The 21,021-nt window shown below is 67.7% G+C and carries 21 protein-coding genes and 3 pseudogenes; 8 read left to right on the top strand and 16 right to left on the bottom strand.

The genetic code is table 11. From position 1 onward, the window contains the following. The first annotated feature begins 17 nt into the window (after positions 1 to 17). A complete protein-coding gene (locus ABZ725_RS47455) occupies positions 18 to 2,876 on the top strand; it encodes a BTAD domain-containing putative transcriptional regulator (protein ID WP_358808592.1) in 2,859 nt (952 codons plus the stop codon). 237 nt (positions 2,877 to 3,113) lie between these two features. On the opposite strand, the pseudogene ABZ725_RS47450 reads toward ABZ725_RS47455, so the two are convergent. Then, positions 3,114 to 3,418 (bottom strand): annotated as a pseudogene (locus tag ABZ725_RS47450) (ISAzo13 family transposase); the annotation flags it as partial. A 150-nt stretch (positions 3,419 to 3,568) separates the two neighbouring features. Between ABZ725_RS47450 and ABZ725_RS47445 the strand changes: the two are divergent. Continuing rightward, positions 3,569 to 4,186 (top strand): peptidase inhibitor family I36 protein, encoded by a 618-nt coding sequence (locus tag ABZ725_RS47445; protein ID WP_358808591.1) that lies wholly within the window; start codon positions 3,569 to 3,571, stop codon positions 4,184 to 4,186. A gap of 152 nt (positions 4,187 to 4,338) precedes the next feature. Here ABZ725_RS47445 and ABZ725_RS47440 read toward each other — a convergent pair whose 3' ends face one another. Continuing rightward, the gene (locus ABZ725_RS47440; protein WP_358808590.1) at positions 4,339 to 4,659 is read right to left on the bottom strand and encodes a transposase; all 321 of its coding nucleotides are present in this window, start codon (positions 4,657 to 4,659) and stop codon (positions 4,339 to 4,341) included. 260 nt (positions 4,660 to 4,919) lie between these two features. Between ABZ725_RS47440 and ABZ725_RS47435 the strand changes: the two genes are divergently transcribed. Beyond that, on the top strand, positions 4,920 to 5,372 hold the full coding sequence (locus tag ABZ725_RS47435) for a hypothetical protein (protein ID WP_358808589.1): 453 nt from the start codon (positions 4,920 to 4,922) through the stop codon (positions 5,370 to 5,372). Positions 5,373 to 6,536: 1,164 nt separating this feature from the next. Here ABZ725_RS47435 and ABZ725_RS47430 read toward each other — a convergent pair. The 10 genes from ABZ725_RS47430 to ABZ725_RS47385 all read right to left on the bottom strand — a co-directional run bounded on the left by ABZ725_RS47430 (position 6,537) and on the right by ABZ725_RS47385 (position 13,985). Continuing rightward, positions 6,537 to 6,803: a hypothetical protein gene (locus tag ABZ725_RS47430; RefSeq protein WP_358808588.1), complete on the bottom strand. Its 267-nt coding sequence runs from the start codon at positions 6,801 to 6,803 to the stop codon at positions 6,537 to 6,539. Then, positions 6,761 to 7,285, bottom strand: coding sequence for a group II intron maturase-specific domain-containing protein (locus ABZ725_RS47425; protein ID WP_358808587.1), 525 nt, complete (start codon positions 7,283 to 7,285; stop codon positions 6,761 to 6,763). The genes ABZ725_RS47430 and ABZ725_RS47425 overlap by 43 nt, the downstream gene beginning before the upstream one ends. 642 nt (positions 7,286 to 7,927) lie before the next feature. Then, positions 7,928 to 8,299: a fic family toxin-antitoxin system, toxin component gene (locus ABZ725_RS47420; RefSeq protein WP_358808586.1), complete on the bottom strand. Its 372-nt coding sequence runs from the start codon at positions 8,297 to 8,299 to the stop codon at positions 7,928 to 7,930. Then, entirely contained in the window at positions 8,296 to 8,598 is a 303-nt protein-coding gene (locus ABZ725_RS47415) for a hypothetical protein (protein WP_351914156.1), read from the bottom strand. Before ABZ725_RS47415 ends, ABZ725_RS47420 begins: the two co-directional genes overlap by 4 nt. 244 nt (positions 8,599 to 8,842) lie before the next feature. After that, entirely contained in the window at positions 8,843 to 8,983 is a 141-nt protein-coding gene (locus ABZ725_RS47410; RefSeq protein WP_351914154.1) for a hypothetical protein, read from the bottom strand. Positions 8,984 to 9,022: 39 nt separating this feature from the next. Next, positions 9,023 to 9,676 carry a hypothetical protein gene (locus ABZ725_RS47405; RefSeq protein WP_358808585.1) on the bottom strand — a complete coding sequence of 218 codons (654 nt, stop codon included), beginning with the start codon at positions 9,674 to 9,676 and terminating at the stop codon, positions 9,023 to 9,025. A gap of 202 nt (positions 9,677 to 9,878) precedes the next feature. Then, positions 9,879 to 11,834 (bottom strand): zeta toxin family protein, encoded by a 1,956-nt coding sequence (locus ABZ725_RS47400; protein WP_358808584.1) that lies wholly within the window; start codon positions 11,832 to 11,834, stop codon positions 9,879 to 9,881. 89 nt (positions 11,835 to 11,923) lie between these two features. After that, on the bottom strand, positions 11,924 to 12,103 hold the full coding sequence (locus tag ABZ725_RS47395; RefSeq protein ID WP_358808583.1) for a type II toxin-antitoxin system Phd/YefM family antitoxin: 180 nt from the start codon (positions 12,101 to 12,103) through the stop codon (positions 11,924 to 11,926). An 866-nt stretch (positions 12,104 to 12,969) separates the two neighbouring features. Then, entirely contained in the window at positions 12,970 to 13,650 is a 681-nt protein-coding gene (locus ABZ725_RS47390; RefSeq protein WP_358808582.1) for a nucleotidyl transferase AbiEii/AbiGii toxin family protein, read from the bottom strand. Further along, positions 13,647 to 13,985 (bottom strand): hypothetical protein, encoded by a 339-nt coding sequence (locus tag ABZ725_RS47385; RefSeq protein WP_358808581.1) that lies wholly within the window; start codon positions 13,983 to 13,985, stop codon positions 13,647 to 13,649. Before ABZ725_RS47385 ends, ABZ725_RS47390 begins: the two co-directional genes overlap by 4 nt. 174 nt (positions 13,986 to 14,159) lie before the next feature. On the opposite strand from ABZ725_RS47385, the gene ABZ725_RS47380 reads away from it, so the two are divergent. Then, positions 14,160 to 15,977: a hypothetical protein gene (locus tag ABZ725_RS47380; protein ID WP_358808580.1), complete on the top strand. Its 1,818-nt coding sequence runs from the start codon at positions 14,160 to 14,162 to the stop codon at positions 15,975 to 15,977. A 79-nt stretch (positions 15,978 to 16,056) separates the two neighbouring features. Here the strand turns inward: ABZ725_RS47380 and ABZ725_RS47375 are convergent, their stop codons facing one another. The 3 genes from ABZ725_RS47375 to ABZ725_RS47365 all read right to left on the bottom strand — a co-directional run bounded on the left by ABZ725_RS47375 (position 16,057) and on the right by ABZ725_RS47365 (position 18,215). After that, a complete protein-coding gene (locus ABZ725_RS47375; RefSeq protein ID WP_358808579.1) occupies positions 16,057 to 16,200 on the bottom strand; it encodes a hypothetical protein in 144 nt (47 codons plus the stop codon). Beyond that, positions 16,197 to 17,096, bottom strand: a complete 900-nt coding sequence (locus ABZ725_RS47370; RefSeq protein ID WP_358808578.1) for a hypothetical protein — start codon at positions 17,094 to 17,096, stop codon at positions 16,197 to 16,199. The genes ABZ725_RS47375 and ABZ725_RS47370 overlap by 4 nt, the downstream gene beginning before the upstream one ends. Before the next feature lie 243 nt (positions 17,097 to 17,339). Beyond that, entirely contained in the window at positions 17,340 to 18,215 is an 876-nt protein-coding gene (locus tag ABZ725_RS47365) for an acyl-CoA thioester hydrolase/BAAT C-terminal domain-containing protein (RefSeq protein WP_358808577.1), read from the bottom strand. A 132-nt stretch (positions 18,216 to 18,347) separates the two neighbouring features. On the opposite strand from ABZ725_RS47365, the pseudogene ABZ725_RS47360 reads away from it, so the two are divergent. The 4 genes and pseudogenes from ABZ725_RS47360 to ABZ725_RS47345 form a co-directional block, all read left to right on the top strand. Further along, positions 18,348 to 18,800, top strand: a pseudogene (locus ABZ725_RS47360) (GGDEF domain-containing protein); the annotation flags it as partial. Beyond that, a pseudogene (locus ABZ725_RS47355) lies at positions 18,785 to 19,066 on the top strand (hypothetical protein); the annotation flags it as partial. The pseudogenes ABZ725_RS47360 and ABZ725_RS47355, both read left to right, overlap by 16 nt. 17 nt (positions 19,067 to 19,083) lie before the next feature. Further along, positions 19,084 to 19,905, top strand: a complete 822-nt coding sequence (locus tag ABZ725_RS47350; protein ID WP_358808576.1) for a hypothetical protein — start codon at positions 19,084 to 19,086, stop codon at positions 19,903 to 19,905. Further along, positions 19,895 to 20,302, top strand: coding sequence for a hypothetical protein (locus ABZ725_RS47345; RefSeq protein ID WP_351914080.1), 408 nt, complete (start codon positions 19,895 to 19,897; stop codon positions 20,300 to 20,302). Before ABZ725_RS47350 ends, ABZ725_RS47345 begins: the two co-directional genes overlap by 11 nt. A 147-nt stretch (positions 20,303 to 20,449) precedes the next feature. On the opposite strand, the gene ABZ725_RS47340 is transcribed toward ABZ725_RS47345, so the two are convergent. Continuing rightward, positions 20,450 to 20,896 (bottom strand): nuclear transport factor 2 family protein, encoded by a 447-nt coding sequence (locus ABZ725_RS47340; RefSeq protein ID WP_358808575.1) that lies wholly within the window; start codon positions 20,894 to 20,896, stop codon positions 20,450 to 20,452. Between the last annotated feature and the right edge of the window lie 125 nt (positions 20,897 to 21,021).

Here is a 21,021-nt window from a genome sequence, read left to right as displayed (position 1 = left end):
TCTGAGAGGGCGGGTCGTTGGGGGAGGCGTTGCGGTTCGCTGTCCTGGGGCCGGTCAGGGCGTGGCGGGGTTCGGAAGAGGTCGAGCTGGGGTCGCCGCAGCAGCGTGTGGTGTTGTCGGCTCTGCTGCTGGCTGAGGGTTCGCTGGTTTTGAAAAGTGAACTAGTTGACGCTCTGTGGGGGGTTAAGCAACCTGCTTCTGGGCTTGCTGTGCTGCGGACGTATATTCATTATCTGCGGAAGGCGTTGGAACCTGACGGGGCGGCCGCGACGTCCGTAATCCGTTCTGTGGGGGACGGATACCTGCTTCGTGTTTCAGAAGGTGCGCTGGATCTCAACGTTTTCCGGGAGCTGTCGGCTCTTGCTGATCAGGCGCGGCGTGCGGGGAAGTCGGATGACGCGGCTAAGTACCTTCGTGATGCTCTCAGGTTGTGGCAGGGGCCGGCCTTGGCTGATATTCGAGGCGAGTATGCGGAGGATCAGCGGCACTGGCTGGGGGAGTTGCGTCTGTCGGCGGAGGCTTCTTGTCTCAGGCTCGAGACTGATCTCGGTGCGCATGAGAGTGTAGTTGCGGAGCTGAACGGGCTGATATCTGCTCATCCGTTGGATGAGCGTTTCCGGGCGGTGCTGATGCTGGCCTTGTATCGATCGGGCAGGCAAGCGGCAGCCCTCGAAACCTATCGGGAGACGCAGGTCCTGCTCGCGGAGGAGCTGGGTGTCGATCCCGGTCAGGAACTTCAGGAGTTGTATCAGCGAATTCTGCGTGCGGACAATGAACTCCTCTGCTCGGGAACTCCGGTGTCGTCAACGCCGGTCCAGGCGGTCCCTGTTTCGGTGTCTCCGGTGCCGGCGCAACTGCCTCGGAGCCCGACCGTGTTCGTCGGCCGGGATTCCGATCTGGGAAGTATTTCCCAGATCTCCTTCGGTTTTTCGGCAGCGGTGTACGCCATTTCGGGTATGGCGGGTGTGGGGAAGACTACCTTCGCGGTGTACTGGGCGCGTCAGATCGCCGACCGTTTTCCTGACGGCCAGTTGTTTTTGAATCTGAGAGGTTTCGACCCAGGCGGTACGCCTATGCGTCCGGCGCATGCCCTGCGGATGCTCTTGGAGTCACTGGGCGCTGATCCTCATGGACTGCCGCAGGACATGGACGCATTGACGGGCCGCTACCGCACCCTGCTTGCTGGCAAGCGTGTGCTGGTCCTGCTGGACAATGCTCGTGACGCGGCTCAGGTAAGGCCGCTGTTGCCCGGGGCGGCCGGCTGCGTGGTCATTGTGACCAGCCGTAACCAGCTTCCCGGGCTGGTTGCTGTGGACGGTGCAGCCCCTCTGAACCTCGACGTGCTCCCTGCGGCGGAGGCCCGAGCGCTGCTCATCCGCCGTCTCGGGGAGCAACGTGTGGCGGCTGAGCCCGACGCGGTCTCGGATATTGTGGCTCGGTGTGCGCGGCTGCCTCTGGCATTGGCAATCATTGCGGCCCGTGCGGCTACACGTCCTTCCTTTCCGCTGGCAGCAATAGCCGATGAACTCCAAGCAAGTGCCAACGGTTTGGACGTGTTCAACGGTGGAGATGATGTCGCCGATGTGCGTGCCGTGTTTTCGTGGTCCTATCGTGCTCTTGCCCCAGAGGCAGGCCGTTTGTTCCGTATGCTTTCATTGCATCCCGGCCCTGATATAAGCCTGCCGGCAGCGGCCAGTCTGGCCGGTCTCACTCATGCCCGGACGAAGCAGCTCCTGCTGGATCTCACCCAGTTTCATCTGCTGAACGAATCGGTTCCCGGCCGGTACACATTCCACGACCTGGTTCGTCCCTACGCCATGGAACTGGCCGATGCTCTTGATCCTCAATCAGAGACTCAAGCCGCACGGACCCGGATGCTCGACCACTACCTTCACACCGCAAGAGATGCCGACATGCTGACGTCTCTGGGACGGCCACTGATCTCTTTGGCATCTACTGCGGAAGGGGTGCGCGTCGAGGAACTGAACGGAGATGAGAAGAGGGCTAGGGCGTGGTTCACCACCGAGCTGACGGTCCTCATGACGGTCCTTAGGGAAGCCGTCGTGTACAAACACGACACCCATACGTGGCAATTGGCCTGGAGTATGGCCAACCATCTGCACGGCCGTGGCATGTGGCGAGAAGAAGAGTCAGTGCATCGCTACGCCATGGATGCTGCCCGCCGATTGGACAGCCCCACCGCCCTGGCCTATGCCCACCGAGGCCTCGGCAAGACGATGATAGGCCTGGGTCGTCTCGACGACGCGGTGACTCATGCTGAGCACGCCATCGAACTGTTCACCGAAACCGGTGACATCAGGGCGCGGGCTGAAAGCTATCGCGCGCTGGCTGCGGCACTTGAACAGCTGGGTGACCTCGATGCAGCGCTGGACGCCGCGCAGCAGGCACTCAGTCTATCCCGGGAGTCAGCCGTTCTCCACGGTGATGACAACCGCATTCAAGTGGCCATAGCTTCCGCCCTCAACACGGTCGGCTGGTTTCTCACCCAGCTCGGACAGCACCAACAAGCCCTCAACTACTGCTGGGAAGCCCTGGCTCTTTGCGAGAAACTCAAGGACTACGCTAACGCGGCGAACACGTGGGACAGTATCGGCTATGCCCACTATTGTCTCGGAAATTATGACAAGGCTGTCACCAGCTACCGCAATGCCATAACACTCGACCAGCAATACGGTAGCCCTCCCTGGCACGCCGTAAGTACCTTCGAACGTCTCGGGGATGCTTATCTCGGCGCTGGCCACTTGAACTTGGCGCGCGCCGCCTGGACCGAGGGACTCAACACCATGGACTTGCTTGGTCACCCAGATGCTGAAGGTGTACGGACCAAGCTGCTTGAACTCAGGTCACCGCGCTGACCAGCCACAGCAGTTCTGGCCGGCTGCGGTCCGAGGTGGTCGCCATCGAAACCGTCACCAGCGCCGCCCCTTCCCTGGCGTCCAACCGCTGGCCCCTGCCGCCACCCTGATGACCTTCGACGCAGCCCAGGCTTCCTCGACGAAAACACGTCCCGCGACATCGACGCCGAGCTGATCGGGCCTTGACCGGGTGAAGGCCCTGTTGACGATCACCCGATGCCCCTGGCGTGGCAGCCACCCCTGGCGGGTGAGCTCGGCTGCGAGGCTCCTGGTCGACTCCACCGTCCACTGCAGCGGCGACATCGGATCGCCTCGTTCGTCAGGCTCCACCAGCGCCAGCAGCGCGGACCGCAGACCCGGATCTGATCACAGTCCACTGCCCCCTTCCGGCCACCACCGGGCCTGCGGACCCGGTGCATTGGCTCCTCGCCGGCCTCCAACTCGTCCACGCCCTTGCGGACCGTTGTCTCACTGACCTGGGCAGCCCGCGCGACCGCCCGGCTGCCGCCGTGCCCCAAGATCCGAGCCTCGGCCCCCATCATCAGCCGTCGCTGCCGATCGTCCAGATGCGGGAACAACACCTCGAACTTCACCGCAAGTTGGTGACGAACCGACTCGGAGATGCGCCTGATCGAACAGATGGTAAAGATAAAGTATAAGAAAAGGCGCCCTGTGACCCGTCGTCGACAGGGGTGCGTAGCCCTTTAAGCAGGATCAATCGCACCCTGGAGGTCACTGTGTTTGACTCTCGGAAGACCGTCACTGTGCTGGCTTTGGTCGCCGCGCTCCTTCCTCTTGCTGCATGCAGTTCCGGTGAAAGCGGAAAGTCTCACCATGATGCAGAAGAAGCACCATCAAGGCTTTCGCCTGCTCCGATTCGATCTGAAATAAGTTTCCTTCTTGCGGGCCCAACGCCCACTCCGTCCGGACGGGGATCGACTCTCGCACCGGGTGCGACAAACGGGCCCGTCAGTACGGCGCAGACTGACAACCAACCGGGCAAGCCCTCGCGTACTTGCCCGAGAGAAGTGCTTTGCTTCTACACCGACGCTGACTTCAAGGGAGGTTTTATGTTCGTGAAGCCACCGGCGAGTGAGAGAGACTTCAGGACATCCAGGCAGCCCGAGCTCCACGACTCCATATCTTCGGTGATCAATAATTCCGGTGTAGAGCTGTCGCTCTTCAGTGACATATTTTTTGGTGGACAGGAAAAGAAACTACCGCGCTTCACTCAAGTTTCTAACCTTGCCGATTTCGGGTTCAATGACGTGATATCTTCGTATCAAGCAGTTGCGGTTGCCGGTAGCTAACGTCATTCTGTAATTTCGAAGCCCGTCGTGTCGTCGATACTGGCCCATCTGCCCTGTTACTGAGCCCTTTCAGCGTGGCCACTGATCGAGTGACGGCGTGGTCGTCCGCAATGCACAAGGCTCCCGTACCGTTGAGAGAGGTGTTCGACGTCTCAACTCTTCGGCCAGGAGCCTTGTTGGTCGATATCTCCGGCCGCATCTGCCCGGGCTTGGGCGGTTTGGAGTATCCGCTCGAAGGTGCCGCCCAGGGCCCACCGGCGGAAACGGGTGTGCAGCGTGTGCCACGAGCCATACCGCTCGGGCACATCTCGCCAGGCCGAGCCCGTCCGGAACTTCCACACGATCCCGTTGAGCACGGTTCGATCGTCCAACCGCTTGCGTCCCCGTACGGACTCAGGCAGCAGCGGGCGGACAAACTCCCACTCCGCGTCGGAAAGTTCATGGCGACGTATCACCTGGCCGTGATCCACCACTCAAGAGCAATTGTAGACACCGCCTAGGACCTCTAAGCCAAGATCAGCTACACCACGCCGACAGCCATCCGGACTCTCTGCTCCGAAGCCCCGGGGCGTTGCACGGTTTTCGCCCGACTCGGGTGTGCAGCGTCTGTTGTGAAGGGTGTAGTGAACTCCTTTGGCTTGTGGGCCGTTGCTACAGGTGAAGCTCCCCTCGTACCTGACGGCGGGAACTCGGTGAGGTGTCTCTTATTGTGGAGTTGGTACCCGTGCCTGGAATGCGGGAACTGTACGGAACGGTATACGAGGGTGTCCCCGCGGCGTCGGCGGTACCCATAGCGCTGCCCACCACGGATGGGACGATCGCAGCCCTGGCCCTGGTGGTGAACTGCAGCGTGCCCCGCGCCGAAGTTCTCGACTTCGTCACCCGATACCGTTTCACGACGCGGAACGAGATCGCCCGCGCGGCTGATTCTCAGGCTCGGTGGTCGCTGGAGGCCGACGGTCGGGTCACGTTCCAGTTCCTGTGTGACGAAGGGGCCTCTCGTATCGTCTTCCCCTCGGACCCCCGCATCCATCAATGGACAGCCGTGGCCCGGCTCAGCGGCGGCACCATATCCCTGATGGTGGTTCCTGACTTGGCCTCGACGGATGCTCCGGCTCTGGCTCGCAAGCTGGGTCGGCACGGTGGGGAGTACTGGCACATCAGCGTCGGCCACGTCCCTCTCTGACCGCCGTGCCGGATCTATCGCCCCGGACAGGTGTCGCACCGACGGCGCCGCCCTGGATGTCGCGGCCGGCACCTGCCTGACTGAACGCGACCACACCGATGACGTGCCGTCGTTGGCCCTGAACCGCGGCCGGCAGTCGACGCAGACGACAGAGCACTGCCCCACTCCGCGCACCGACAGCGCGTCGCTGGCGGGGTGGCTGGAGTCACGGAGCGTCGAAGGTGTGTGCTGGGCGACGGACGTGGACAGGAACATCGCCTGCGTGAGCTGCCGGTTGTCGCCGCTGGGCGTGTGTTCGCCGTGGGACGCAGGGCTGCGGGGCGCCGTGGCGTTCGAGGCGCTGGCCGGGTGGATGCTGTGGGCGAGAAGGACCCGAACGTTGCCGTTGCCTGCCCGTGCGGGGATCTGCGGGTACTGGGGGAGCTTGTCGGCCCGGTGGCAGAGGCAGAGGTGGATATGGAAGGGATTTCCTTGGCAGACGGCGGACGGCAGACGGCAGACGGCAGACGGGTGGTAGCGGGCCGCGGAGGCGGGTTCGGTGTCACCGCTGCCGGACCGAACCCGTGGGACACGCCCACCGCAGGCGACGGGGTGCCGGAGCGCTGGGCGGCACGACCGTTGGCGGATGTGGATCTGCAAGGGCCCGGCCCGCGCCTCCTCGGGGAAGGACGGGACCTGTCTCTCGATGCGGTGTCTATAAGGGTGCCCATCGGCGGTTGAGACGGGCGCGGTAGAACCGTTGGACGATGGGAATGTGCTGGAGGCAGAAGAGAACGACGGTGTGATCGACAGGGTTCTGCTGGTCCATGACGAAGATCATGAGAAATCCGAAGGGTGCGTGCCAGGTGTCCAGTCGGGGCCGGTTGAAGAGGTGGCGCAGGGCGGTGCGGCCCCGAGACCGGTTTCGGATGGGGCAGGCAGAGGGCATGGCGTGATCCCGGACTCCGCTGGAGGCGGCGGCCGTGGGCCGGGAGTACTGCACGAAGCCTGGCATCGGTCGTCGACGCCGGGCCGTACAGGTCAGGCTTCCCGACCTGGCCTGGCCGGCTTGCTCAGGCGGCTTAGGGTGGCGGTACGGGCGGGGAGCGCCGGAAAAGCGTGATGCGGTCGCGGTGCTCATGGCCCTCGGCCTCGACGCGACCGGTCGGCCACGCAAGGCGGGCGTCAGTGGAGGCGTGGGACGACGACGGCGATAGCGCGGGCCACGGTGTCGATGTCGGTTTCGGCGGTGACGTCGAGGGTGACGGTGTCGCCGAGGAGGTCGTTGCGGACGTACAGGACGCCGGTTTCGGCGACGGCGACGGTGAACGGCGTGAAGTCCCAGGCTCGGAGGTGACCGGTGGTAGCCCAGGGACCGGGAAAAGCGCTCCAACCCTCGTGCAGGTACGTCAGGCTTGCCTCGGCCGCCTGCCAGATCGTGTAGGCGGGCACGGGCTGGTTGTGGAAGCTGTTGGGCATAGGGGTGTTTCCTTGTAGTCGGTGAAGCGTCGGCGGACGTCCTTCCACTTCCAGCGGTGCGGCGCCATCCACCGGCTGATCACCCGGTGCCACGTGAAGCTGGCCAGGGAGCTCAGGGCGGCTTTGCAGACCACGTGCATGAAGCAGTTGGCCCGGCCGCGCATGATCTGGTTGCGCCTGATCAACATGTCCCTGAGGTTCTGCTGCGATGTTCTGTTCGTCAGGGCACGGATCTTGTCCTTCAGCTGCCGGATGGGTTGGTCAGCGATGAAGGTGTAGACGTGCCAGTTGTCCGTTCCTTGTTTGCGGCGCCACTGGATGCGGAACCCCAAGAAGTCGAACCCGCCGGACATGTGCACCACCTGCGTCTTCCCCTCAGAGAGACGAAGGCTGAGCGGTTGCAGCACGTCGGCGGTGTCCTCGCGCAGCGCCTCAACGTGCGAGGCCCGGGACACGACGCGCCTTCCCCAACCCCGTACGTCGAGGCAAGCATGAACGCCGGCTGGGACAGCCCGTTGCGGGGGCAGCAGTTCGGCTTGGAGACCGGCATCCAGCCGCTACTACGGCAGAGAGGCGAGTGGAGTTCAAAACTGCCGGAGCCGGCCTGAAGCTTTCATCTGGCCTGAAAAGTGAGCCATCCGGCCTTCTGAGGAAGCGCCCAATCCACCTTGTACGGCCCCCTGCTCACTAGATGCGCGCCGAGGGCCTTGGCCGCCGCCGCGGTGGTGCCCGTGCCGTCGAAGGGATCCAGGACGATCCCGAGCGGCGGAGCGTAGCCGAGTGAAGCGCCGGGGCAGGGCCTCGGGCATGGCGGCGAAGTGCCGGGCGTCCTCCAGCTCGGCCGGCACCTTCAGCGGGGTGGTGGGCACGGTCCAGACGCTGGGCAGGCGAGCGTGCCCGGCTGCCCTCGAGGAACCGCGCCTCGTCGAGCTCCTGAGCCAGAACGTCCGGCGTACACAGCCCGATCCTCGTGCAGGTCGTGCGCCTCGCGTGCGAGCTGCAGGTACCGTTCGCCATCGAGCTCGATGCGAAGTTCCCTGGCCATGTGCTTCACGGTAGAGCCGGGGCCCGGTCAGTCCCTAGGCCGCGGGCATCCGTCAACCTGCAGTCCAGGAACGGAGCTGAGCGGCGACCTCCTGTACGCGGGCGTCCTTGTGCTTGGTGCGCATGACGAGCGCCAGGGCTTCCTCCGGCTCGTAGTGCATGTACTGACCGTTGGTGTTGAGGAACGTCTCGGCTACCAGCCAGGCGAAGAACTCGTTCTTCGCCTCCAGCGGCTCATGCAGAGCAACGGTCTCCAGCATGGCCGCGGCCTTCAACCAGTCGCTGGCGTACACGTCACGGTCCATGAAGTGGGCCTGGGCCCGGGCGCAGACGGCGTCCAGCACGCCCAGGTCGAGGCAAGCCGGGTCACCCGGGAGCGTCTGCGCGATCTGCAGGAGCTCTTGCGGGGTGAGGAAGCGGGTCACGCGGCGTGGCCGTGCCGCGTGAACTCGTGCAGGTCGCGGCTGCCCATGGGGGCGGGGTCGGGCCACGTGGCCGTGCTCGTGTCGGCGGCGCGAGTGTCCTGCGTGGCGAAGACCTCGGCGAGCTGCGGGACGCGGTCGCGGGTCCGGCCGAGGGCTTTGAGGAACGGGTCGTCGGCAGCCTTGAGCGCCGCGTCGCGGACGAAGTCCTGGGGGGACTTGCCGACGATGTCGGCGGCTGCCGCGACGCGCGCGTACTCCTCCGGCTCGAAGGGCGGCACCTGGGATCCGTTCTGGTCCATACGAGCGACGGTACCAGCGGATCCGGCTCTCGCCGAAGGCGTTCGGGCAAGAAGAGAGGGGCAGCGGCCGGTGGACGGCGGGTGCTCCTTCAAGTCCCCGGCGAACGTGCCAGGTGATCGTCGACTCGGACGGGGTGGGTGATGGTCACGCGCTGGCGCGGGCGGCCTCGGAGTAGGTGTCGAAGAAGCGGTCGCCCGTGAGTTTGTGGTGAGCGAGCTGCGCGGCGACGGCCTGCTCGTCGCCTCATCGGCCCAGGTCACCGGCGAGTGCGACGGCGTACTGGACGACCGCGTGCTTCAGCGGCTCGTATTTGGCCGGCGCCACCACGCGCATCCCCGGCTGCGGGGTGGCCTTGGCGTCGCAGACGCGGCTGGGGTGCACCATGACGGGCAAGGCCTTGACCTCGGGGTTGTTCTTGTTGAGTCACCGGATGCTGCCGCCGAGCCGGTCCGCGTCCTTCTCGGCGATCGTGTCGGAGGCGCACCCTGTGTTCAGCTCGATCACGGCCTGCCGCGCGGCAGAGAGTCTCCAGAGGTTGTCCGGACCCGTGCCGTACAGCTTCTCCGGCCGGGTGCTCACGAAACCGAGGTGGAGGCCCAGGCGCTGCCAGGCGCGCTCGGCGACGTCGGTGCGTTCCTCATCGCCCCATACGACTTCTTCCAACAGCGCCTTCACCTCGAGGACCGGGTTGACGCCGTCGTCGTACTCGGCGGGCAGGAGCTGCGCGGCCTCGTGCGCCTGCGCGACGGCGGGCCTGATCTGGGTCGGCTCCGCTCCGCCTGCGGGCTTCAGGACGCACTGGTTCTCGTCCAGTGCGTCGGCCAGCGCCTGCTGGGCGGCGACGGAATCCGTCATGTGCAGGCAGGCGGCCCTTTGCTCCGGCAGCCGGCCCCACAGCGCTTGGCCGTCGAGGTCGTTCACGGTCAGCCGGATGCGGTCGGCCGCCGCGGTGGTCCGTCCGGTTGCCGCCAGGTCGAACGCTTCGCGCAGGGCGATGGCCTCCGGTCGTACGGTCCCGTGCTGGGCGCACCGCACCTCGGCCAGTGCCCGGCAGCTGCGCTCGGTCCACTGAGGCATCCGCCCGCGGCAGGCCCGCAGCGCATGGCGCACCGAGTCCAAGCCCTCGCCCTTGATCTGGCGTGCGATATCGCTGCTGAGCTTGAGCTGGGCCTGGGTGGCGGGAGGGGGAAAGGCTCAGGTGGCGCGGTTCATGGATGGCAACGCCGAGGCCGGCTCCGAGCATCAGCACGGCGCAGTAGTCCTCGCTGTCGCGAGCGGCTCAACGAGCACTGGCCTGCAGGAACAGCTTCGCGGCCGACCGCGAAAGGCCACCTCGCCGTTGGCCGACGGCGACGGCACAGGCGTCGCCTCCGCGAACTGTCCGGCTTCCTCTGCCGCCAGCCGGTGCCGCGCCCTCCGCCCTGGGCTGAGCCAATCGGGTGATGCCTGATCCATCAATCGGGTGACTGCACCCGGTGAGGCGCGGCTGCATGTGGACGGGCATGAGCGGCCATGCCAGCGCGGCGATCCCGACCAGATCCGGCCGGTACTGCGGCAGTTCGCCATGCAGCTGCTTCAGCGTAGCCAGGAGCTGCGCCGCTTCGTCCTGCGTGTACCGGCGCTGCTGCTCGGCCTCGACCACGTCCCCGCCCCGGGGCGGCTGTCCCCACGCGCCGCCCGGGGTGCGCGCGTTGCGGTAGACCGCGGTCAGGTCCCTGCGGACGACCGAGACGGAGTCGACGACGTGCGGCACCGCCTCGGCCGCGCGGACCACGTCGGCCAGCACGTGGAACGACGCCTCGTGGGCGGCCGTCGAGGTGAAGCGAGGTGTGCCGCCGATGCGGGCCACCTCGGCGCACCGTGTCGCGATGCCCAGACGGCTGTCCGCTGCCCGTCCCCCCAGCACGATGAGCTCCACCCGGTGGCCCGCCGCATGGTGGCGGCGGGCGCCGTCGAGGAAGTGGGCGACGTCGTCCGGGGCGATCTCGATCAGCAGGTCACCGCGGCGCCCGCGCACGTACGCCTCGGCTTTGTCCTGCCAGGCCCGGTAGTCGCGGCGGATCCGCGCTGACGCCGTGCGCGGCTCCTCTTCGAGAAGCCGGCGGTAGTCGGGGTGGACGGACTTGAACATCCCGCCCTCGATCCGTGTGGGGCGTCGGGCACGCAGCACACGGCGCAGCGTACGCGTCGCATGGGTCTTCCCGGCCCCCTGCGGACCCATCACGTACAGCGCCACCGGCTGATCGTGCGCGGTGATGCCGCCCAGGTACATCGGCACGATCAGCTCGTCGAAGATGAACTCGTGCTCGTCGGCGGACAGGCGGTGATAGTCGATGCCCGGCGGCACTGTGAGCGGCTGGGCGATGCGGCGCACCGGCTCGGCCAAGGCCTGGGCGCGGTCCAGACCGCCGGCGACCGCGAGGCGCCGCTCCGGCGTGCTCACCGACGGGTGCAGTTGCTCTTCCAGGGCTCTCACCTGGCGGCGGAATCTCCAGGTCTCGGGCGCAGTCCACGGCTGTGCTCGCGCCGCTCTCAGTGCCTGGTGGGCGCCCGCCAGGGACTGGTCCGGCCCGGCCGTGACCGGCCCGCTGTCGTACACCACGTGCAGGTCACGCCGTACCACCATGACCCGGTCGGCCAGCTGTTCGGTCTCGATGGTCTCCAGGGACTGCGGCAGGCGGCGTACGCACTGGTCGTGGTTGTCCCACGACACGTACCGGCCGACACCGTCCTCGGCGACCTGGGCCAGGTAGCGCTCCAGCACGCTCAGCTGCGTCACGGCGTCCGCTTCGGCCACCACCAGCACCTCGACGCGGTACCCGGCCTTCCGGTAGGCACGGGCCTGCTCGGGATCGACCACGGGAGTCTCCGCCACGGCGTCGTACCGCCGGCCCCGTACGTACTCCTCGACCTCGTCCTGCCATCGCAGCACGTCCGGCCGCACCCGTACACCCGCCGTGCGGTCATCGCCGCGCAGCAGGCACCGGTAGGCGGGGTGCGCCGACTTGTAGAGGTCACGGCCGATCAGCACCGCGCCGCCTCGCCGGTCGAGCGTCGCCTTCAGCACCCGGCACACGGTGGACTTGCCGCTGCCGGGCGGTCCGCCCACCAGCACAGCCACCGGCCGATCCTGCGAGACTGCGCCCTCGGTCCATGTCGGCAGGATCTGCGCCGCCAAGATCTCCTCGTGCTCGGACTGGGCCAGCACAACCGGGCGGACATCCGCGTCCCTCACCGCGTTCCCTTCTTCTCCTCGGTCCAGAGGCCCGCCCCGGGCACCGGCAGTACCTCGTCGGCGCCAGCGCCGAACGTGTCTAAGGGACGTCAGCCGTCAGCGGCGTCGCCTGTCTTGGGCTTCTTCTCGTCGTCGAGGACGGGGACGATCCGTGCCACGGGCTTGCCGTACCGGGTGAGCGTCACAGCGGTACCGGAATAGCGCACCCTCTCCACCAGATCGCCCAGAATTCCTCGGGCTTCCTCGATGCCGATCTCTTGTTCAGGCATGAGGCAAATCTTGAGGTCCTTAAGGTCTGGGCACAAGGAAGATCCCGGTTGTGAGGTGAGCTACCGGTGCCGGGTCCTGTTGATGGCTTTCCGGGGTTGACGGCCGCAACGAGCAGCGGCGCCACCAGCAGCTGGACCAGCCCACCGAGCAGGCGACGCCCACCAGCGCATCTACCTGAACACACGTGCGTGTCGCAGGCGTTGACGCTTGCCCGTTCCGCTGCAGTGCGGCACGAGCGACGTGCGCGAGCCCGGGAACCCGATGTGTCCCGGGTCGGCCGACACCAAGGCGCCCCGAAGCGGGCTTGAGCCTCATCGTGCCCGTGACTACGGCGTGTGGCTATGTGCGCCCCCGGGGTCGAGACCCTGGGGCTTTGGTGAGACCACAACCAAGCGGATACCGAGCAGACCGGGATGGATAGCCACAGGACGGCCCTGGCACGGCAGCGAGACCAGTGAACGTCGGCACGGCCTCAGCAAGATCCCACGTACACGAAGCGTGGTGGTCGGGCTGAGTGCCGTTGCACCCCAGGTCCGGCCACGGGAAAGGTCAACCGGACCGATGCCCAACCCGACGTTCGTCAGGGTGCTGCTGGTGGTGATCTGCGCCCTGGTCTCCATAATCGTGGCCACCGGCGCCGCCATCCTCACCTCCGTTGCTGGGTTTGAGCGAGCAGACGCCAGGCCTGAAGGATCTGCGGGGTCCACTCGGCCTCGAGCTCGAGGCGGCCTCCCCTGCGCGCGCTCGCGGTCGGCTTCCGAAAGGTCCCGCCCGGGCTTGCCGTCGGACTCTGAACATCCCAATGCCAACAGGCTGCCCTCCCCCCGTTCCCGGACGTGCACTTGAACGAATGGATCAGGGCGTTTCAGCCACCGTCCTCGTCCTCTTCCTCGGCGTACGGTTCGGCCAGACGCAGTCCGAGGTCTTCCTGCCAGTCCCGGACCCACGCCCGCAGCTCGGCGATGCGGTCGGGGCTCATGTCGTACGCGGCGTACTCCTGGTCAGAGGTGAAGTCGACCGCTTCGAGTCGTCCGTGCAGTTCTTCCAGGTCGAACTCTTCGTCGTGCTGAGCGCCCAGACGCTCGAGTTCACCCATCGTGTAGAGCTCTCGTGCGCTGAAGACGTCGATGACGTCGCGGGGGAAGCCGCGGTCGTGCAGGGCACGGACCTTCAGTCCCACGGCGTCGTCCCGGGACAGCGTGGGCCCGGCGTCCGTCTGCGCGGGAGGCCTGTGGAAGATCTCTTTCAGGATGTCGAGCTCGCAGGCTTCGCCGGTGGCCTCATCGGTGGCAAGCAGACGGGCCATCCGAGGGGCGACCTCGACGACGTGGATCACCCAGCCCCTGTTCTCCAGGCCGGCGGCGACGGCGCCGGTGATCTCGTGCATGCTTTCCGCTGCGTCGGTGGCCAGGTCCAGGTCCTGACTGGTTCGGCTCACGAGTTCGTGGGCCTGGATCGCGTAGCCGCCGGCGAGCACCAGCCGGTAGGCATGGCCGCTGCCCAGGGCGTCGCTCAGCAGACGTCGGTGCAGTTCCGGGAGTCTCATGCCGCGTCGGCGGCCACCAACTCGGGAAAGCGCTGCTCCCAGCACGTGCGTACGGGCTTGCCCAGGGCGATCCGCAGCCGTGGCCAGTGCCTCACCAGCAGGTCGGCGTTGAGGTAGCCGATCAAGTCGTCGTGCAGGCCGTTCGTGAGCACGATGCGGTACAGGCCCAGCAGCAGCTTCTCGTCGCCCACCTCGAAGCGCCTGAGCCCCGACCACGCCAGGTGCAGCGGAAGCTCCACGGCCCCGGTCGCGGGTCCGGACAGCTCCTCAAGATACGAGGGCAGACGCTCGGCTACATGAGCCCAGCGGGAAGCTGCGGCATGGTCCACGGTCACAGTTTCAGTATGGCCCCTGGTGACGGGACTCATCGCCCATCGGCGGAAGTGAACTGGCCGTCCGCGTTTCCGGCCGGCACCTGCCACAGCCTGCAGACAACGGCCTGACCTGCTCCTATCGAACCGTCTGCTCGCAGATCTATCGTTGACCGCAGACGATCGGGGGGCGTCGTAGTGCGCGACACGCGGCTGGTGCAGACGGCAGTGATCGGGGACGAGCACTCGGACGTTCCCGTCGTCCTGCCGACCGAGGCCATCGAGCTGGATGGGTTCCGCCACGCGCACGCACACGACACCTTCTGGTGCGGGCTCCTGCTGGGCGGCTGCGGCGCCCGGCTCGCGCACAAACTGTATGTCGACCGGCAGTGCCACTTCCAGCACTTTCCGCAGGTCAACGGCATCCCGCACGCTTGCCGGAGGCCGAAGGTCGGCGAGTCCAGCGCCGACCACCTGTATGTGAAGGCGGCCATGTCCCGGTCCCTGCTCGACCATGGACTGACCGGCCGGTTCGCCTTCCCGCCGCCGATCGGGTCGCTGCTGGACGTGGACCTCGACGACGGAGTCGCCTTGCGCGTCCACATGGACGGCACGGTGCCGCCCGACTGGGCCGACGGCCGCATCCCCGTCCTGGGTCCCGGGGTGCTGCCGGAGCCGGGAGTGCTCTCCCGGTGTCCGTACGTGTACCGGGTGCAGTGCGAGAGCAGCGGAGCCGGCCGCCAGGTCTGGATCGGCACCCAGAGCCTGGCCCACCCCACCGAATGGATCCCCCTCGCCGACTGCTCCTGGACCGACGACGGCCTGATCACCCCGACCGCCACCGAGATCCTCCGCGACCGCCCCTCCCCCACCGCCCCGGCCTCCGACGGGCACCGCGCGGGAACTCTGCCGGACAACGTCACCCGGTTCATCCGCGGCCTGGAGGCAGCCCAGCGCACCGGCACCGTCGAACACGTACGACGGCTGTGCGCCGGCAGCGGCCCCTTCCTCGAGACCCTGGCCCCCGCCGTCCGCGCCGACGCCGAGCAGGCCCTGGCCGAGGCCCGGTTTTGGCTGGCCGGCCACGAGGACTACCAGCAGCGCGTCTTCGCCGACCTCGCCCAGGCCGTCTCCGAGAAGCGGGCCTGGGACGTACGCTCCCAGCTCCAGACCGCCACGTCGCTCACCCGGCGCGGCGCCAGCCCCGCCGAGCAGCGCGTCCTGACCGCGGCCCGTACCTTCCTCCGCCAGCAGGACCATCTCCCCGATCCCGGCGCGGCCCGGACCGTACTCCACCCCCTCCTGGCACCGCGCCCCAAGCGACGCCCTCAACCGAAGACGACCCCCAAGCCACAGCAGGCACCGACGGAGAGAAAGAAGGAGAGGGGGAAGGGGAAGAAGGAACCGAACACCGCCCGGACGGAACAGCGCGAACGCAGTGCAGCCGTACGCCAGGCCCGGACCATCCTGAACCGCCTCCAACGGGGAGACCGCCTCCCCGCCGATGAACAGCGGAAGCTGACCGCCGAACTCGCCACCGCGCTGCAAACCGCCGGCGACTGGCTGTCCACCGGCGAGCGGCAGCAGGCCAGGTCCTGGATCAGGAAGACGTCCCGGGTGAAGAAGCAGGCCCAGGCCCGTGACCGCCAGGGGCGCCGCGAGCTCCCGCCGGACGTCCTGGAATCCGCCGCCGCCGCTGTACGCGGGGCGCTCAAGAAGACCGCCCGCGAGCAGACCACCACCACCTGGTCCCGGCTCAGGCAGCAGCTCGGCTCCGCACTCCCCCACATGACGCTCGCCGACCGCGTCGAGGTCCTCACCCACGTCGACCGGACCACGCCCGCCGACCAGGCACTCCTGTCGTCCCTCGTCGCCGCAGGAGACCCGGACATGACGACGTCCTACCGTGAGGTCGCCGGCGCGCTGGGGCTGGAGGTTCCCGCGGACGACGATGACCTGCGGGACATTCTCGAAGCAGACGTACAGCAGGTTCACCACCACTGGCGTCGCCAATAGCCCACCCGTACAAGGCAATTGCGGCATTCCGAGACTCCCCGTGAGGCCCGCCGACCTGTGGGCGTGACTGACCAACCGATCAGGGCCCGGCACGCACGTGGGCGTCATCACGCCAGGTCAGAGCCGTGCGAAGTGGCCAATAGGCGGGCTGGTCCGGCAGGATCGGCGAGATGTTCGACAGAGCGACCCGGGCCAGGTCGACGCCCGACAGCTCGCCGCTCATGACCGCTCCCAGGTGGTGTAGCCGAGGTTCAGGTGCCCGAGGCGGGACAGGCGCTGCACGTCCGCGACGAAGGCCCTGGTGAACAGCCTCTGTGCGGAGTGCTCGCCGTACCGGTCGATGTGGTCGAAGACGACCTGGTGGTCGCGGGCCGCGCGGGTACGCCAGTCCAGGACCTGCTCGCGGGTCAAGTCCTCGAGGACCAAGTCCCGATCGACGACGTCGGCCTCCGGCACCGGGACGGCAGACGCCGGGCCGGGCGCGGGCAGCACGACCGGGGCCGGCTCATCGCGGGCGGGGATCGCGGCCGCCGCCGCGGCTGCAGCGCGGCGCTTGGCGGCCGCCGCCTGCCGGGCCCTGACCTGCTCCCACTTGTGCTCGCGGGCCCACGCCCGGGCGGTCACGGTCTCGTGCAGCTGCCGATCGATCGTCGTACGGCGCTCCGCCTCGGAGGCGTACGGCATCGCGTTGTCGACGGCGGCCGCGACCGCGTGACGCTGCGCACGGCTGCCAGCCCGCCGCTCTTCGCACCGCGGGCAATCCCGGCCCGAGTCGAGCAGCATGCGGTCGTCGCACAGCCGCTCACCGCATTCCTGCCGCTGCGGCAGACCCTTGCCGATCAGCCAGCCCACCGGGTCCTGGATCGGGCCACCGAGGCGCAGCTGATCGGCCAGGCGTCGGGCGAGCCGGTCGGCGAGGACCTGCGGCGCGTCGATCCGGCCGACGAACCCGCTCACCGTGGCCAGCTCGGAGCGGGCAGCGGCTTCCACCAGGCGGCGGGAGGCGGGACGCTCCAGACGCGCCCAGACCAGCCGCACCGGCTCCAAGATCACCCGCAGGTCTTCAGCCGGCAGGACCGCCCTCCCCCGCTGCTGCCTGCCCTGACCTGCACCGTTCACGACCCGCATCGGCAGGCCTGGCACCGGCCCGCGGCCGCCCATCTCGCTGGTCGACGACGTGGACTTCTTCGGCTGTTCCCCGCGCAGCGGGTCGTCCTCGCAGTCGACCGGGCGCAGCCCGTCAACAGCGGCAGCGTCCGCAGCCTGGTCCTCGCGCTCACGCGCGGACCCCGGCCGACGGCCTTCCGCATCACGGCCAACCCAAAGGGGACCTCGTGACCAAGACGCATCGGCCTCTCATCCTCAGCCACTCAGCACGGATGGGCTCCCGCCGGCGAGTGCGTCAAGGATGTGAGGCCATGCAGCCTTGCCGAGGAGCGCGTCAGCTTCAGGCGTGCCTCCGTACTGAAAGTGCGGGGACGCGGATGCGGGGCTCTCGCCAGGAAGGCGTGGTCGGTGTCCGGCGTCGTCGCGCGCGATCAGACGCACGGTGGCTCCGGCCGAGCGTCGGCGTTGCGCCAGTTGTTCGGCGAAGGGCAGCGACGGCCACATCGCGTCGTCGCCGCCTGCAATCAGCAGCAGGTCCGCTCTGGCGGCCTCCACGGGAATCTCTGCTGGCGGAAGGAGGTGAGCGAAGGTCCGTTCGCTGAGTTCGTACCACCCGCGGATGGCGACGGCCCCGCTGTCCGGCTCCGGGGAAGGCCACGAGTCGTCCATCGGGACGAAAGGTAGCGGCCGCCCCTGCCATGTCCAGGACGAGCGATACGGGTGATGCGCTCCGTCGCTGCCCGGACCGACGTTGCACCAGACCCGAGAGGTGGGCGACAACGCGACGACCACGTCCACGCGCGGGTCGTGCACCGCCGTGAGCAAAGCCGCTTCAGCTCCCTTGGAAACGCCAAGAATTCCGATGCGTCGAGCCCCCTCACGTTGAAGGACGTCGATGGCGGTGGTGAAGGTCTCCAAGGGGACTTCGCAAATGCCCGGGCTCTGCCCTGGCCCACCGAACCAGCGGATCGCAAGGGCCGTGACTCCTTGCTGAGCCAGGATGCACGCTCGCTCGCGTTCAATGCGCCCACTGGATCCTGCCAGGACCAGCACCCCGACGTCACTGCCACGAGCAGGAGCGACGAGAAGTCCTTCCCACGGATCGGCCAGCTCGTGCTCAGTGACGTCCACGCGCGCTTCCCGCCTCCACAGCTCTCATAACCCCCTGCCCAGCACGCGGGACGCGGCCACCTGCCAAAGGTGCCGCGCCCCGCCTCCACTCGCATGAAGGTCTCCATCATGACGCCCCACAAGCCACCTGAGTTAGTCCGGGAAAACCACTTCAAGGACGTCAACGACGGTCTCGGGCACGCGGCTGGCGACGCCGTCCTCGCTGCGTTCGGCACCCGGCTCACCGTCTGGGCGGGCCCGCGCGCATCCGTCGGCAGGCTCGGGGGCGATGAGTTCGCCGTGGTCCTGGAGCTGCCCGCCGACCGTCGCGCGCACCGCCCGGAGCAGCTGGTGCGGATGCTGCACACACCAGTCGTCTTGGACGACGGCCGCACCGTCGACGTCGCCGCCTCGGTCGGGGCCGCGACGCCGGACGTGATCGGCGTCCGCGACCTGACGCAGCTTCAGCGCGCCGCCGACGCCGCCCTCTACGACGGCAAGCACTCCGGCCGTGCGGTCCTCGCCACCAAGGAGCACGCGACGGTGCCGTCCATCAACGGCCGGCGCGCGGGCCGCCCGGGCACGGCGATGTGGGGGCGAGCCGCACGAGCGTCGCCACCCTGCCCGAGGGCGACTGGATCCGCGGCATCAGCATTCGGCAGCCGTATGCGGCCTGCATCGTCGCCGGTGCCAAGACGGTGGAGAACCGGCCTGTCCAATGGCGGACCGGCTGGGTGCTGCTGCACACGAGCAAGACCGTCGACCAGCCCGCCCTGCGTATCCCGCTGATCGGCCGCACGATCCGCGGCCGCCAGCTCGTTACGGGCGCGGTGGTCGGCATCGCCCGGATCGCCGACTGCCACCAGGACCCCGGCTGTTCCCGGCGACGTTGTTCACCGACGGCCGCGACGGCGCGACCATCCTGCGCAGCCGCGTCGGCGGCTCCCGGTCGGAGACCCGGATCAACCACGACATCGCCGAGTTCCTGGCCTGGGTCGCGACCTACTGCACCGAGCACGGCCGCAGTGACCGCGTCCCGCCCGACCCGGCCCACCCGGTCATCTACTCCGCTCGCCTGCGCCGCACCCTGGCCTGGTTCATCGTCCGCCGGCCGAGGGGCCTGGTTGCCGCCGCCATCCAGTACGGACACCTCCGCGTCCAGATGACCCTCGGCTACGCCGGAAACCACGCCTCGGGCTTCCCCGACGACCTCGCCTTCGAGGACTGGCTTGCCCGGCTGGACACCCTCGCCGACGCACACCAGCGCCTGCGCGAAGGCGAGCAGGTCAGCGGCCCAGCAGCCGAGACCTACCGGCACCGCGTCCAGGCCGCCACCCGCTTCGCCGGGAGAGTCCTGCGCACCAAGCGGCACGCCAACGCCATGCTCGCCAACCCCGACCTGCAGATCTTCCCCGGCAAGGGCATGACCTGCGTCCTGGACCCGAAGCGAGCAGCCTGCCGCCTGCGGAGCGAGGAGGACGGCACCCGCCGCACCCCCGACCTCGACGACTGCCGCCCGAACTGCGTCAACATGGCGCGGACCGATCGCGACGTCGAACACGTCCTCGTCCAGATCGAGCGACTACGACCGCTCGTCGACGACCCGCTGGCGCCCGCCTTCCGGCACGCCCGCGAACAGCACGAACTCGACCGCCTGGAACGAATCGTCACCGCCCACGGCTCGACCGGAGAACCCCACGATGGCCACTGACCACGACGACGAACGCGCCGCCATCACCGCAGCGATCCAACGGCTCCTCGACGGCCGTCCAACCCGGTCCACCGGGGCGCTCACCACGCTGCAACTCGCCGCCGAGGCAGGCGTCAAGCGCTGGGTCCTCACGCACAAGCACGTTGACCTCAAAGAAGAATTCGCCCGCCGAAAGTCCAAGGCGAACGGCATCCCGCCCGCGTTCCAGCATCTGCACGCCCGCGCCATCGACGCCGAAGCCGCCGCCCAGGCCCTGCGGGAGGACAACGGCCGGCTTCGCGAGCGCGTCGCCGTCTATGCCCAGGTCATCCACGAACTCCGCACCGAGCTGGACCGGCGCACCGACAACAACACCCAGCGCAGTCCCGTCCGGAGCCTCCCCACCAGCATCACCTGATGCGCGGGAACGGCAGATGAACCGTGATCGATTGCCATTGAGCGGTACTTAAGTGGCCCGAGCGGGGGAATCTGGCTGGCCGCTGACGCGCGGGGAGAGAGCGGAGCCCATCGGTCCCCTTGGCCAGTCACGAACAGGTCGTGCCGGCTACATGCTGTCACGTACGGACTGACCCCAGGATGCTCCGTCGGTGTGGGTGCCTGCGAAGTCGGGGTCTTCGTAGATGTGGAGCCTCTTGATCTTTTCGCCCTGGAACTCGAACACGTTGCAGAAGAGTCCGAAGGTTGAGGATCCGTCGGGGAACTCCACACCGGATGTCGTCTCTCCCCTGACGGCCCCTTCGACGACGACGTAGTCGCCGGACGTGAGGACGTTGAAGTGGGCGATGTCGTGCTCGATGTCAGCGATGCCCCGGGCGAAGCCTTGGGCGAAGGCCCCGATCTGCGCCAGGCCCTTGGCGGTTCCGAACTTCGGGAAGAACATCTGCGCGTCGTCCGCGAAGAGTTCGAGGAGTGCCGGATCGGCGGCATCGACCAGGCGGAAGTACTGGATGGCTGTTGCTTCGCGCTGCGCGTGGAGGTCGTTTTCGTTCATGGTTTGTTCCGCTTTCCGTGTTGCCGATGCTCGTGGTTTCCATGGAGCACCGTTTCGACCTGATTCGTTTGAGGAGTCGCGTCGGCCCGCCGAGGAGTGCGCGGCATGGCACCACCTGGTCTGAC

Source organism: Streptomyces sp. NPDC006872 (assembly GCF_040635845.1).
Classification (GTDB): domain Bacteria; phylum Actinomycetota; class Actinomycetes; order Streptomycetales; family Streptomycetaceae; genus Streptomyces.
Note: the sequence above shows the minus strand (reverse complement) of the source record. Positions and strands in the feature narration are given on the sequence as shown.

Coding starts and splice junctions, on each gene's coding strand:
- ABZ725_RS47435 (WP_358808589.1), top strand. CDS start 4,920: ATGCGGGAACTGTACGGAACGGTATACGAGGGTGTCCCCGCGGCGTCG.
- ABZ725_RS47415 (WP_351914156.1), bottom strand. CDS start 8,598: ATGGACCAGAACGGATCCCAGGTGCCGCCCTTCGAGCCGGAGGAGTAC.
- ABZ725_RS47410 (WP_351914154.1), bottom strand. CDS start 8,983: ATGGTGCACCCCAGCCGCGTCTGCGACGCCAAGGCCACCCCGCAGCCG.
- ABZ725_RS47405 (WP_358808585.1), bottom strand. CDS start 9,676: ATGCCTCAGTGGACCGAGCGCAGCTGCCGGGCACTGGCCGAGGTGCGG.
- ABZ725_RS47395 (WP_358808583.1), bottom strand. CDS start 12,103: ATGCCTGAACAAGAGATCGGCATCGAGGAAGCCCGAGGAATTCTGGGC.
- ABZ725_RS47390 (WP_358808582.1), bottom strand. CDS start 13,650: ATGAGACTCCCGGAACTGCACCGACGTCTGCTGAGCGACGCCCTGGGC.
- ABZ725_RS47375 (WP_358808579.1), bottom strand. CDS start 16,200: ATGAGCGGCGAGCTGTCGGGCGTCGACCTGGCCCGGGTCGCTCTGTCG.
- ABZ725_RS47345 (WP_351914080.1), top strand. CDS start 19,895: ATGGCCACTGACCACGACGACGAACGCGCCGCCATCACCGCAGCGATC.
- ABZ725_RS47340 (WP_358808575.1), bottom strand. CDS start 20,896: ATGAACGAAAACGACCTCCACGCGCAGCGCGAAGCAACAGCCATCCAG.